This window comes from Sporosarcina sp. SAFN-015 (genome assembly GCF_051966875.1).
GTDB lineage: Bacteria > Bacillota > Bacilli > Bacillales_A > Planococcaceae > Sporosarcina.
In genome coordinates, this window is the sequence record NZ_JBQCKP010000006.1 from 104,571 (window position 1) to 117,026 (window position 12,456).

The 12,456-nt window shown below is 45.6% G+C and carries 19 protein-coding genes and 1 pseudogene; 3 read left to right on the forward strand and 17 right to left on the reverse strand.

The genetic code is table 11. From position 1 onward, the window contains the following. Positions 1-82: 82 nt before the first annotated feature. A complete protein-coding gene (locus ACTHPA_RS11995; protein ID WP_440500512.1) occupies positions 83-313 on the forward strand; it encodes a DUF2627 domain-containing protein in 231 nt (76 codons plus the stop codon). Between the two features lie 51 nt (positions 314-364). Here the strand turns inward: ACTHPA_RS11995 and ACTHPA_RS12000 are convergent, their stop codons facing one another. The 3 genes and pseudogenes from ACTHPA_RS12000 to ACTHPA_RS12010 all read right to left on the reverse strand — a co-directional run. Continuing rightward, on the reverse strand, positions 365-1,093 hold the full coding sequence (locus ACTHPA_RS12000) for a glycerophosphodiester phosphodiesterase (RefSeq protein ID WP_440500513.1): 729 nt from the start codon (positions 1,091-1,093) through the stop codon (positions 365-367). Continuing rightward, the gene (locus tag ACTHPA_RS12005; protein ID WP_440500514.1) at positions 1,062-2,651 is read right to left on the reverse strand and encodes a DUF342 domain-containing protein; all 1,590 of its coding nucleotides are present in this window, start codon (positions 2,649-2,651) and stop codon (positions 1,062-1,064) included. The genes ACTHPA_RS12000 and ACTHPA_RS12005 overlap by 32 nt, the downstream gene beginning before the upstream one ends. 109 nt (positions 2,652-2,760) lie before the next feature. Next, positions 2,761-2,970, reverse strand: a pseudogene (locus tag ACTHPA_RS12010) (sporulation initiation factor Spo0A C-terminal domain-containing protein); the annotation flags it as partial. An 89-nt stretch (positions 2,971-3,059) separates the two neighbouring features. On the opposite strand from ACTHPA_RS12010, the gene ACTHPA_RS12015 reads away from it, so the two are divergent. Continuing rightward, on the forward strand, positions 3,060-4,094 hold the full coding sequence (locus tag ACTHPA_RS12015; protein ID WP_440500515.1) for a tyrosine-type recombinase/integrase: 1,035 nt from the start codon (positions 3,060-3,062) through the stop codon (positions 4,092-4,094). On the opposite strand, the gene ACTHPA_RS12020 is transcribed toward ACTHPA_RS12015, so the two are convergent. Then, on the reverse strand, positions 4,091-4,348 hold the full coding sequence (locus ACTHPA_RS12020) for a hypothetical protein (protein ID WP_440500516.1): 258 nt from the start codon (positions 4,346-4,348) through the stop codon (positions 4,091-4,093). The two genes, ACTHPA_RS12015 and ACTHPA_RS12020, sit on opposite strands and share 4 nt — an antisense overlap. Beyond that, entirely contained in the window at positions 4,345-5,205 is an 861-nt protein-coding gene (locus tag ACTHPA_RS12025) for a ParM/StbA family protein (RefSeq protein ID WP_440500517.1), read from the reverse strand. The genes ACTHPA_RS12020 and ACTHPA_RS12025 overlap by 4 nt, the downstream gene beginning before the upstream one ends. A gap of 198 nt (positions 5,206-5,403) precedes the next feature. Between ACTHPA_RS12025 and ACTHPA_RS12030 the strand changes: the two genes are divergently transcribed. Further along, entirely contained in the window at positions 5,404-6,057 is a 654-nt protein-coding gene (locus ACTHPA_RS12030) for a hypothetical protein (RefSeq protein WP_440500519.1), read from the forward strand. Here the strand turns inward: ACTHPA_RS12030 and ACTHPA_RS12035 are convergent. The 12 genes from ACTHPA_RS12035 to ACTHPA_RS12090 all read right to left on the reverse strand — a co-directional run bounded on the left by ACTHPA_RS12035 (position 6,049) and on the right by ACTHPA_RS12090 (position 12,398). After that, positions 6,049-6,408: a hypothetical protein gene (locus tag ACTHPA_RS12035; RefSeq protein WP_440500520.1), complete on the reverse strand. Its 360-nt coding sequence runs from the start codon at positions 6,406-6,408 to the stop codon at positions 6,049-6,051. The two genes, ACTHPA_RS12030 and ACTHPA_RS12035, sit on opposite strands and share 9 nt — an antisense overlap. Positions 6,409-6,520: 112 nt before the next feature. Further along, on the reverse strand, positions 6,521-7,315 hold the full coding sequence (locus tag ACTHPA_RS12040; RefSeq protein WP_440500521.1) for a peptidoglycan DD-metalloendopeptidase family protein: 795 nt from the start codon (positions 7,313-7,315) through the stop codon (positions 6,521-6,523). A gap of 2 nt (positions 7,316-7,317) precedes the next feature. Beyond that, on the reverse strand, positions 7,318-7,533 hold the full coding sequence (locus tag ACTHPA_RS12045; protein ID WP_440500522.1) for a hypothetical protein: 216 nt from the start codon (positions 7,531-7,533) through the stop codon (positions 7,318-7,320). Continuing rightward, positions 7,530-7,826 carry a hypothetical protein gene (locus ACTHPA_RS12050; protein ID WP_440500524.1) on the reverse strand — a complete coding sequence of 99 codons (297 nt, stop codon included), beginning with the start codon at positions 7,824-7,826 and terminating at the stop codon, positions 7,530-7,532. Before ACTHPA_RS12050 ends, ACTHPA_RS12045 begins: the two co-directional genes overlap by 4 nt. A 1-nt stretch (position 7,827) precedes the next feature. After that, entirely contained in the window at positions 7,828-8,124 is a 297-nt protein-coding gene (locus tag ACTHPA_RS12055; RefSeq protein WP_440500526.1) for a hypothetical protein, read from the reverse strand. After that, complete coding sequence (locus tag ACTHPA_RS12060; protein ID WP_440500527.1) at positions 8,124-8,270, reverse strand: XkdX family protein; 147 nt, start codon at positions 8,268-8,270, stop codon at positions 8,124-8,126. Before ACTHPA_RS12060 ends, ACTHPA_RS12055 begins: the two co-directional genes overlap by 1 nt. Further along, the gene (locus ACTHPA_RS12065) at positions 8,263-8,484 is read right to left on the reverse strand and encodes a hypothetical protein (RefSeq protein WP_440500529.1); all 222 of its coding nucleotides are present in this window, start codon (positions 8,482-8,484) and stop codon (positions 8,263-8,265) included. The genes ACTHPA_RS12060 and ACTHPA_RS12065 overlap by 8 nt, the downstream gene beginning before the upstream one ends. Continuing rightward, entirely contained in the window at positions 8,484-9,878 is a 1,395-nt protein-coding gene (locus ACTHPA_RS12070; RefSeq protein WP_440500531.1) for a hypothetical protein, read from the reverse strand. The genes ACTHPA_RS12065 and ACTHPA_RS12070 overlap by 1 nt, the downstream gene beginning before the upstream one ends. Before the next feature lies 1 nt (position 9,879). Further along, entirely contained in the window at positions 9,880-10,443 is a 564-nt protein-coding gene (locus tag ACTHPA_RS12075) for a hypothetical protein (RefSeq protein ID WP_440500532.1), read from the reverse strand. Between the two features lie 147 nt (positions 10,444-10,590). Continuing rightward, complete coding sequence (locus tag ACTHPA_RS12080; RefSeq protein WP_440500534.1) at positions 10,591-10,827, reverse strand: hypothetical protein; 237 nt, start codon at positions 10,825-10,827, stop codon at positions 10,591-10,593. Between the two features lie 27 nt (positions 10,828-10,854). Then, positions 10,855-11,613, reverse strand: a complete 759-nt coding sequence (gene kdsB, locus ACTHPA_RS12085; protein WP_440500535.1) for a 3-deoxy-manno-octulosonate cytidylyltransferase — start codon at positions 11,611-11,613, stop codon at positions 10,855-10,857. Between the two features lie 137 nt (positions 11,614-11,750). Then, a complete protein-coding gene (locus ACTHPA_RS12090) occupies positions 11,751-12,398 on the reverse strand; it encodes an acyltransferase (RefSeq protein ID WP_440500536.1) in 648 nt (215 codons plus the stop codon). Positions 12,399-12,456 lie beyond the last annotated feature (58 nt).

The window sequence follows — 12,456 nt, forward strand, 5'->3', positions numbered from 1 at the left end:
TATATTCATCATACACGATTGTACTGTCCTTGACAATAATTGTTGAGCGGGTAAAATTAATTTTAGTAAGGAGATTGATATTATGGCACGTATGGCGGCTTTTATCGTTCTGTTGATTCCAATACTTATCACCGCTGGTGGCATTAAGCTTATGCGTGATTCTCTATTCGGAATCCAATTCAGCCCGTTTCCTTTCATCTGGCTCCAATTTACGGTCGGCTTTCTCATGTTCGGCGCAGGTCTTGCATTTTTTGCAGGTTTCCTCCTACGTCGCGATCGCCGGAAGGGACGAGTTCAAGAGCGTTTCAAGTAATAGTTCTAGTAAAATTAAAAAGACATCGGCTAATTTTCGCCGATGTCTTTTTCATTTAAACCTGCCAGGGTAGTCTGTGATCCAGCCGCTGATGTAGGAAGGTGGTTGGGCAGCGATTGCTTCCTTGCCGGTCATGCCATAGACTCGTAATTTTTTTCCGCTTGCAATTAGAGCGCTGCTATATGGTTCCTTCAATAGTCGTTTATGAAAATTGAACCCGTCCACATAATAGTAGTTCTCCAATCGGTTCCATTCTGTCGTTTTTCTTTTGACGAGCAAAGCTGTTTCGATAGTAGGCTCCATAGCTTTTACATTTTTAAGTATTTCGGAATCGAATGATGATATATGGACGTTATCCAACATAATGGCCATATCGATGATCGCCCTCAAATTTTCTGGCCTTTCCGAAACCGTCTCCTTTAACTCGATGTTTAAGGCTAAGCGGTTCAATTCGCAGAATGTAACAGCTTCCCTTAATGATGGTATACGATGCCCCATGAAGCGCCTGAACAATTTCCCGCCAACTTTCACGCCAGCTAGCTCACTTGAGTGAATGGATGAAACCCTTTTTCGTATTCCTGCAATCCTATATAGATCAACATCGTGAAGAACTACAGGAACACCATCCGCTGTCAACTGAACATCAAGTTCTATGCCGTCCGCCTTTTGCCTTACTGCCTCTTTAAATGCACTCATCGTATTTTCAAAACAGATTCCGGACGCACCTCTATGAGCAAATACGATTGGCTTACACATTAAGGACGTTATCGACAACTTCAAATACACCTCTTGTCGTTTTATTGAGCAAGCTAGATTTTTGGCCGATTTGGATGATGACCCCTGGATAAGCTTCCTTCGCAACTTCAATTCGCGGCGGTACTGCTGTTTTTATTTTATAGAGTCCAGTCTGTATTTCCCGATCAAGGTCAAACATTTTATCCCTGCTTGCTTTTAGTGTCATTTTCAGTTTTGTGTATGCGTCCGCTTGCTCTCCTTCTAGTTGTTTAGATTGCTGGCTACCAATTACTGTTAATTGGGTTTCGAGATGCTGAGACGTTTTTTGCAGCTCTTTCAGTTCCAAAGCCATTTGTTGAATCTCTTGATAAATTAAATCTTTATCAATCCCTTTTGCGTACAAATGGGTTGTTCTTTCATGGGCATTGCCCGCAAATCCGCATTCAATCTTGAAAAGAGCTTCAATTCGGCCTCCGATTATTTTCCCTCTGTTTTTATCAACGGTAACAGTTTCACCAACTACATCAGAACCCAATATATATAAGCCGACATTTATGTTTTTCGCAAAGATCTTGCAATTATTTGCGTGTTTGATGAAAATATCTCCACTTGCTTCAATGAGGGATATATCTCCTCCGAAAACGCCGCCTTTAATATACAGATCTCCTTCCGAAGAACAGATCTCCTTGGCATTCGTCACGCCTTCGTTCCCTTCAATGGAAATATCTCCTGTTGCATTTACAGAGAATCCTGCCATCACCGTACCATATACGGTGACAGCGCCATCAAACGTAATCGATCCCGTTTCATGGCCGACATCCCCATTGATAATCAAATGTCTTCCAACGCTCACGTAATCGTCTACGAATTCAAGCGCACCGCCGAAAAGGGCACGAAGAACGACTTTCTCCTGCTCCTCAACTTCAACAACGGATTTCCGGTCATACCGAAGCTTCTCGTCACTGCCTCGTATCGCATCAACCGCGTCTCCAAATATGTCCTTTCCAGGTTTCCCATCTGCAGGCGGTATTTTTTCGCCTAACCAGTCACCTTCTTCAACATGAGTAACAAAATTCATTTCGTAGTAATCCGCCAGGCCGTCTTCACGTATGACCGGCCTCTTTTCCGGTTTCTCTATATATGTAATTTGGGCATCTGCGCCTTTCTCTGGCTCCCGCCCGACTGCAGCCAGGATGGCAACCCCTGGAAAAAGATCATCTTCTCTCAAGTCTATCTTACCAAAGACGATGCCGTTGTCCTCCAATGTTTTTTTTATAAGGTGAAGCAGTTGGTGCTTCTCAGATTGAAATTCAGTTATTGTCATATTAATGATGACTTCTGCTTTCATCTTGTCAGGTGATACGATAACGTCGATAAGAGGTAAATAATGTCCAATTTTATGTCCATTCCCAACTTCCGTCAAAGCTTTTCTCAACGCAGGAAAAGAGCTGATTTTGACTCTTGGGTTTTGATTGATAATCATGTCAAATGATTTTAAAGGAAATCCGGTTTTATTCAAGTCGATTAATACATCTTCACCCGTTACATATAAATTAAAAAAATCATTTTGAACTAACAATTCAACACCCCATTTACTATTCAACTCATCCTTTCCATTATAAAGTTAAAACAATATTTCCACAATGCATTGTTAAAAAAGAAACACCGCTGAAATCGCGGTGTCGGAAAAGGAAATTATTCAATGATACCAATTAACTTGCTACATGCTCTAAACGTATTTTATCTGCAATCATTGCAATGAATTCACTATTGGTAGGCTTGCTTTTCAAATGATGGACTGTATAGCCGAATGTTTTTGAAATGACGTCGTAATTCCCCCGGTTCCACGCAACTTCAATTGCATGCCGAATTGCACGCTCGACACGAGATGGGGTTGTTTTATATTTCTCTGCAATATCCGGCAATTCATTCTGACAAACTTTCGGCAATCACTTGACAATTCAGCGGACAAACAGACGTAAATTTATCGCAGTAGGAGACGTGCTAACTTATGAGGAAATTCGAATTTAAACGGAAGGAAAACCTCGAACTCCAACGGAAATTCAATTACGAACAAACAGTCGAACTATTCATCGACGACAAGCGCCTGCAAAAGCGCAGCGAGAAGACGATCAAGACTTACCGGCAGACACTCTGCCACTTCGGAAAGTATTGCGCAGACAACGGCTATACTGGCGCAGAAGACGATTGCGTGCGTGCCTATGTACGCTGGCTGACGTTTGAGAAGACGAAGTGGGACGACCATCCTACGAACCATTCCGACGTCGTAGGCGTGTCGGCGCGCACTGTAAACAACGCCTTGCGCGTCTTGCGCGTATTCTACAATTGGGCCGTCAAGAAGCGCCTAATCAACGCCAGCCCTGCGCAACAGGTCGGCTTGCAGACGGAGGACGTCGACACATTCGAAATATTCACGGACGCTGAAATAGAGTCGCTACTTGCCGCGCCACGTCGTCGTACCTACACGGGACTGCGCGACTATACGTTGATGGCGCTGATTGCGGACACCGGCATGCGTGTCGGAGAAATGACGGCGCTAGTGCGCAATGACTTCGATTTAGTCTACCGCCAAATCATCTTGCGCGCGGAAATTACGAAGAATCGCAAGGCGCGCATCGTACCAATCAGCCGGACGACTGCGGATTTATTGCGCGAGCTATTCGATTACATCGGCATCGACGACCCGAACAGTGAGGAGTTCGTTTTTCTAACGCAATACGGCGATCAGCTTATCGGCGACAACTTTGCGAAGAACCTAAAGAAATACGCGCGCCGGTCGCTTGTGCCGATAAAAGCACGCGTAAGTCCGCATACCTTCCGACATTATTTCGCAATCAAGTTCCTGCGTAACGGTGGCGACCCTTTTGCGCTAATGAAAATACTCGGACATACGGACATTTCGATGACGCAAAAGTACGTACGATATGCCAGCGCCGACCTACAGGAAGTGCACGACAAGGCGTCGCCTATCGAATCGCTAACGGGCAAGCGCAATAAGCCGCGAGGTAACGTCAAGTTCCGCTAAAGGAACGACTTTGCGATAGTCTTGCCGACCCTTGTGGCTGGCTGCGCGGTTATAGCGTCGGCTACGACAGGCGCTGGCGTCGTATTTAAGGCAGGTTGCGCCAAGCTTGCGCGGTCGCGGTCAATCAGACGCTTAACGTAGTGACTGAACTTGCCGCGTGCAGGATCGGTCGCAAACGCGTATAGCTCGGCTTCGTAGTCGTTGTCGTGCGAAAATGAGACGCCTTTAATCGACCTATTTTCTTTCGCATTCATCCATACGTCAACCTTGCGATTTCGTAGAAACCGACCGCATTCGCAAATGTCGGTAGGTGAATCTGCATACCGTTGTGCGCGTTAAGCTGCGGTATTAACGGCGTAACTTCCGTATAATGCTCCGTAAGCAACGGCAGTAAGTCAGACGCGATACCGCCGCAAACTAGTACATTGTCCGCCTGCCGCCATTTAAGCTGCGTAGTTGAGCGTACGACTGCCCGCGCAATAGCGTCGATATTAGCGCGCCCGCCCGTGGTTTCGACGCCGTAATTGAACGTAGCCGACGCCGTGTTGATGTGTCGGTGGTCGCTTATCGTTGCACAGTTGACCGTGCCGCTGCCTACGTCTATGATGCGAAACACCCCTTCGCGCGGTGCCGCCATGAATGCGCCCGAGCCTTCCGCCGCGACGCCGACGCGATCAATAATGTACGTAAACTGGCGCCCGTTGACCGTAATAACGTGAGTGCCGCGCAATAGTAATTCCAGCTTCGTCTTCTCCGACTTCTTGTGCGAAATAATCGGCTGCCCCACTACGATGTCAAAACGCTCGTAGCCGGGGCAGTATTTTTGTGTGTAGCGATAGATTGCGAGCAGTACGCGTATCAACGTATCATCATGCGCCTTGCTGTCGCCGTACATAGCGCCGCCGCCGAATTGGTCCTCGTAGCTTGCGAGCGTGCCTGCGTAACCTTTGCGTCCCTCATACGCGAACTCCATATCGTCTTCGCCGAAATCTTCCTCGATGTTGCGCTCGAACCAATCGCAAATTGCCGTCCTATACGAATCCACACCGTAAGGCCCCGCCGTCTTGCCGCGATAATTCCCCGGATCGATTCCGAGAATCAACTTTGACATGAAATGCGCCTCCTTTTCGTTATACGAGCGTATAACAAAACGACGATTTTAGGCTGCGTCCGTTTTACGTCAGTTTAACGCTCGTAAAACATACTACGTTGAGTTTGCGTTGAATATTCGTCGGATTAACGCCATAAGCTAAAATAAGTCCGTTTTCTGCCACAGATACGGGCAAATATAGCGAAATGAGGGCGATAGTTGTTTTGGAAAAAGAAAAAAGCTGAACGCAAGTCGTCGATTGATGATAAAGTGCACGTACAGCCTACTATATCCAGAACATTAAAAGAACAAATTGAAAGACTATCATATATAATCGATCAACCTATATCAAAAACATGCGACTTATTGTTTAACTACGGTACAAGTGAGCGTGAGATTGTAGAGTGGTTTGCGAGGTATTTTCAGAAGGACGATTTAAGATTCGAGAACTCGGTCTACCGAAGCCATGCCGACAATCCGTCCTTGAAAGACGTGCCGCTAGTAGGACCTACAGAACGCATTAGCATCCGCTTTACGCAAGACGGCTACCATGACGTAGATATGTATGCGGATATGCTTGGCATTTCGGACTCCCGCGCCGTAGGATTAGTGCTCGAAAAAACGATTAAGCATGTTGGCGTACTTCAACGCCTTATCCGATTTCAGAATAATAGAATGCACTTCGATGAAATCACGATTGCTGAAATGAAGAAACTAATGAAATATGTCAATCATCAGAATCCGTACAAGGAGACGTGGAACGATAAGTTCGTCGCATTTATCGAAGGCCCGAAGAAGCGTCCTAAACTATTCTCGAAGCCTATTACGCCGGAATGCGTCGATACGGAAACGTACCGCTGGAACCTAGATTGATCCGCGCGATAAGTAGATTTCGAGTAACTCCTCCGAACGGTTTTTCAGCCTAGCATTCAAATAGCTGCGCTCGTCCGTATAGCCGCCGTGATAAAATATGTATTTCGTAAACGTATCGCCAACTTTGCCGCGTTCCAGCCGTAACTTGTTTGCACGCATATAGTCGGCAGTCACTTTATTGTCGCGCTGTACTGCGTCTATTGCGGCGTCAATCAGACGCAAATAAGGCGCTTGGAATTTGAGTGCGCTACGTTCGACGGCTTCTCGATCACGCGCAAGTATCGTAAGTAGCATCGGCAAGTATATCGCGTTCTCGAAATGTTGTAGAGATTCATCGGAAATGAACGGCATAGAAGCGACCTCCTTTCAGACAATTATAGCGAACGCGTATTCGTAGTGCAAGTGCCTAGTCAAACGCAAAAAGGCGACCCGCCCCGTAATTAAACGGAGTAGGTCGCCTTGTTTATTTCTTTCGCGCGTTGTAACTAATCAGTAGGTCCAGCGCTTCGCCGCGCGTCATTGTGCTTACTTTCGCCGTGTGATTCACGCTGAATACTTTCTCGTCGAATGCGCGCTGTAGTAACTTGCGCATGTCCGCCTGTTGTGTTGCCGGTAGTTTCTCCGCCAAGTAGTCCGCCTCCTTTTGCGTCGTTCCTGCGTTGCCTTGCGCCTGTTTAGCGCGCTTTAGCGCAGCCAAAGTCTTAGCGCCCGCCACGCCGTCTACCGCAAGTCCTACGGCGCGTTGGAACGCTTTAATCGCCTCCGCCGTCGCTGGCCCCGCAATGCCGTCGACTTTAACTGCGTAGCCCGCCGCAACTAATAACGCTTGTAACGCTTTTACCGCAGGGTCAACGATATAAAGCATCGGATCAACTGCGTTAGTAAAGCGATTATTCCACGCGCCAGTATGAACTTCGAAGTGCAAGTGAACGCCAGTACTGACGCCAGTCGTCCCCATCACCGCGATAGTTGCACCTGCTTTAACGTATTGACCAACGCGTACATTGAACGACGCAAGATGCGCATAGACCGTCGTATACAGCTTGCCGGCGATAACATGCTCGATCATTACGGTATTGCCGTAGCCATTCGTCGATTTTGCGTAGGTTACTTTGCCGTCAGCCGCCGCAACTATGCGTGTACCGGCGTCGCGTCCGAAGTCTACGCCCCAATGCATTGTCGTAGGCTTGCCCGTTACCGGATGTGTGCGCATACCGAATGGTGATGTCAGACGGCCGGCGCTTGGACGAATGAACATCGTTAATCCTCCGCCTTTTCTTCGTTGTCGACCGCCGCCTTATCGATTGCACCTTCCTGCAAAATATAGACGGCAATTGCGCCGAAGCTCGTAATAATGGCCGCCACTTGCGCGATGTCATTTTCGCCGACATTAAACGCGACTAATAGCGAGCCTACAAAACCTGCGACCATCGCCCAAAACTTTCTTGACGCCAGTTTGCGTTTAAAGTTCGTCATAGTATATCGTCCCCTTCCGTAGCGCTAACGGCATCATCGCCGTACACGCTCCGTAATTTAATTTCATTCTCCTTGCGCGCCTTCCAGTAATAAAAGCCCGTTGCCGTCGCAACCTCTGCGAATACTGACGGAATTAAATAAGCGAGCGGACTAGTGTCGCCCGTCCGCCATATAATTGCAAGCGTGAACGCGATGATTACGCCCGTCACGCCGAATATTACGTAGAGTAGCTTTTTCGAGAACTCCGTCGGCTTCTTCGGCTTGCGCGGTTGCCTTACGATTTGTAGGCGCATATCATACGCCCCCTAACTTATCCACGCGCTCATTGACGGCCTTTACGCCTTCCTGCGCCTGCTTTACGCCTTCCTCGACGCGTATGATACGCTCCGATACGCCTGCGATTGTCTGTTCGTTCACCTTTAGATCGACGCGTATAGAGCGCACGTCCTGCCCGATGCTGTCGAGCTTGGTCGTAACGATTGCGGACTCGGCTGCGCTCGCTTTAACGTCCTTGTCACGTGTGCGCAAAAAGCCGACGTAGCCGAGGGCCATGCCGACAAGTGCGCTGATTAAACCGATTGTAATTTCCATTATGCGGCCACCTCGTATTTATCGCCGGTGATTTCTTCGTATTGTTCCGGGGTAATCTTGTTCGCAACTACGAATTTCTTAACGTCATCCTTCGTGTAAAAGCGAGGATAGTACGCCTTTGCTGCGTTATACCATACGTTATTCATTCGTCGCACCTCCGTCTAGTAAAATAAGTAACATTTCCGCCTGTAACTCTTCGACCGTTTCCAGCCGTATATCTTTTTCGATATTGGCGAGGGCGAGCGATGCGTTTTCCGCCTCTAGTCGTGCAATCTTTTCCGCGTCTGTTTCTCCGACAAATACCTTTTCCAGCTCGCCGAAACTACCGTCCGGCAGCCGCCTTCTCCGCATGATTGTCATTACGACAACACCCCCGAAATTAACGTGATTCCTACGTCTTTTGCCGTGTCTGTGCGCGTCTGTGTCAGTTGGATAACGATGTTCTCCTTTGCTTCTGCCGCGTCGTACGTAAACTCGTCCTCTTCGATGCCGTCCGTTACATATGCCGTAACAGTCTTCGTCATGGGCGTGAAACTTTCCGCCTCGCCTGGCGCCGTCATGCTGATTTCCGCGCTTAATTCGATGCCGTCTGCGTCGCGCTCGACCCATAGCAGAACGCCTTTTGCGCTTCCGTTCGGTGGCGTAAGTTTATAGCGCGTGACGGACGATTTGAGCGGTACTGTCGGCGCAGACTTCGTTACGTTTAACGTCTTCGTCGTTGTTGCGCCGAAGCTGTCGATAGCTTGTACTGTTAATGCGTTCGGACCCTCCGCGAGTAGCGCTAGTCCGATGTCAAATGAAAAAGACCCGCCAGTAGGTCCGTTATATATTTCCGTATATGCGCCGTCAGCGATTCGATAGCGAACTCGAACAAGGTTGCCGTCCGGATCACTTACCGACCCGCTAACCGTTACTTTGTCCGTATTAAGTAAATCGCTAGGTTGCGCGAAAGGCTTGAACGTAATATCCGGCGGACGGTTAGCAATTACTTTAAACGTCCTAACTTGTTCCGTGGACTTACCGCCTTGATCGTCCTCCGCCCATACGCGCAAGGTGTGTGAGACGTTTTCGGCGAGTGACGCGACTACGGTTGTGGAGCCGTCAAATAACGATCCCGAATTATACTTTAAAACTTTACTGAACGAGACCACTGCGCCGGTAGAAATATTAGAAGTTAATGCGCGGACTGTGCCATCGTTAATCCTGTAACGTACGGTTACGACGTTACCTGCGTCTGCATCCACTACGGTTCCCGAGATGTTTATTGCCTCATTTTCTAGTATGGTACGGCTGTCTGCGGTATATAAGGTAACTGTGGGTACGTTATTGACTTGTGAACCGCGAACGTACCAGTAACCGTCGTCATGCTCCCCGTTCGCGGGGTAAGTGCCGTCTTCTGCGGTAACGGTTCCTACTAAAGTTCCGGCTGATTTAGATTCACTTAGTAGAGTTTTGATGCGTTTTTGAGAATCGTAATATATAACTTGATTCCCTTCTATCTGTCCGTTATTCAAAATAACAAATGATGTTTCTGTTGACGTGTTGACTAACTCTGTGCGATAACCGCCTAATTGTTCGCCATGCCTCGTTACAGGGGTTAACAATGTATACCTGCCATCGGTTCTGATACTATCCGAGGAATAAACGGTATAATTACCAAGTTGACTAAAACTCCTTATTACGTTTTCGTTTTTCACCGCCGACCATAGCGGCGTTGTTTTGATTGTGTATTTACTGTAGCGATACTTCGCCATCTCACACCACCTCCGTTATGGCGACGTTATAATTGCCCCACGCGCCGAACAATAGACGTTGCCTAGCCGTATCTGCTACGGAATTTGACCGACTTATTCTTGCGCCCTTCTTATAAGCGTTAGTCAGCGCGCTAACCGTCAACTGCTCGCTCGCAATTGCAATCACTTTAACCGTTTCCTGCGATACATCGTCGAAAATCGTAACATTTTCTCCGACTGAGAACGGTACAGTGTCGACCTTAATCGTTGTTGCGCCAGCAGTTACCGCCGCTTGCGCCACCGCTTCGCTTGTTAGGCGCGTCAATTGCTTCGAATTTCCTCCGTCGAGTGTGTCGAAGAATGTACCGTTATTTGCGGGTGCACGTCCGAACATATCGATTTGCACCTGTTGCTTTTGGAGTTGATCGCGGTAATATTCGAGTAGCAAGTACATGTTGAAAATTCCGTCTTCGATATTATTGGCGCGCTGTGCCGTGAACCGAGTGCCTTCTTGGACGACATTGCCCGAAATAATATCGATAATGTGGTCGCGCCATTCCGTTTTCGTGTACGGTTTAATTTGCAAAACAACCACCCTTTCGTTAAATTTGTACGCAAAAAAGAACGCCGGTTAGGGCGTCCTTGTATGTGCGTTGTTGTTTTTCGTTACTACACAGTTTGTTCCTACTGTGTCTATAGTGCAATAAGAAAAAGCACCCAAGCAGGATGCTTTTTAAGATTTATTTAAGAGGTCTATCGCTTGGAATTCTTCTTCACTTAGTTCTAGTAGTTCCTTATACGGTTCCTTTATTGATTCACCGTTAAGATAGCTGCTTTCTACAGTCTGGTAGTAACTTTCAAGGTCAATAATTTCTTTTTCAGCAAGGATATTCAACAATGCCTTTTCTCTTGCTTCAAGTTGAAGATTTTTTATTGCAAGTTTTACTATTAAGTCCTTAGATTTAATCATTACACTCTTCTCCTTTCGTTCACTTTTTTACATTGAATGTGCCATTCCTGCTTTAATTCTTTCTTCTATAATGTTTTTCACTACTTCTAAATCATTGGGCACATCAACAGATAAAGTATCTGATTCAACTTCGATCATCTTAATCTTTTGCCCATGCTCCACAAACCTTAATTCATTGACATCTTCGACTAATTCGTTGTTCCCCTTTGGGGTATTAGCGAAAAACTCAAGTGCCTCTGCATTGTAAACAAGAACACCTAAATGCTTGTAATAGTCAATTTCAATTTCAATCCCGTTTTTTCTAAATGGTATAGGATTTCTTGAAAAATACAACGCATAATCTTCATGATCAGTTACAACCTTTATATTTGTATTATCCTCCACCTCTTCTTGTGATTTGATTTTTGTCATTAAATTAGCAACATATAGACGATTGTTTTCAAATGTTTCAGGAATAATAGCTTTGATCGTATCTGGTTGTATCAGCGGCTCGTCCCCATTAATAACCACATATAAATCAGCTTGAATTTTCTTGGAAACTTCATTTACTCTTTGTGTGCTTGTCGGATGATTGTTAGAAGTCATAACAGTATTAATACCAAGTTCCTGACAAACTTTTTCAATTTCGTCATTATCAGTCGCAACATATACTTCACTAAATTCTTTTACTTTTTTCGCTTGATTATAAACCCACCATATCATTGGTTTGCCGCATATATCAGCTAAGGGTTTTCCTTTAAAACGCGAAGAGTTATAACGCGCCGGAATTATACAAACGATATCCATATAAATCCTCCTATCACAAGATTGAAACTATTTTAATAGTACCATAAAACTTGCAATAGGAAGATATTATAAAGATATTTCTTTATTCAGCCTACATCTCTTAGAATTTCACTGTTATTAAAGCTACCCAGTCCGTACTATAGCTCCCAATCTACATCCGTTTTTATTACTTCGGCTGGACTACCACCTACTAATGTATTAGGTGGCACATCTTTATTCACAACAGAATTAGCAGCAACTACAGAATTATCTCCAATAGTCACACCCTTTAAAACTGTAACATTACAGCCTATCCAAACGTGATTACCAATAGATATTGAGTTCACTTTTTCCTTCTGATCAGGGAGCAACGTATGAAAATCCGAATCTATTATTGTTAATCCCCACGATAATGCACAATCTGATCCAATCCGAATTTCTTTAACAGCATATATTTTACTGTCACCAGCAATATATGTGTTATCTCCAATATATAGATTTGCATTATTGTTTACAATGATTACAGTGCCTTTCCCAAGCTCTGCTTTTCCATCTATTTCTAACGTTGCTCCACTTTTCACTTCTACATACGCAGGTTGACGACATAAAAGTCCATACAAATGCCCAATAATCAAATGGTTTTTTATTTTAATAATTGAACTACGATCAGCCACAAAATTGCTTTTCCAGTGAGTATAAATAGGGAACCCACTCATACGATACCTAAGTGAATAATACAAGGATTTAGGTAAATAAGCACTTTTAAATTTTAATTGTTTCGCCTTATGATACAATCTCCCAATCATTATGAAGCTCTCCTTTTCGACAAAAAAATGATAGTTTAATTGTATCATAAGAGTTTCT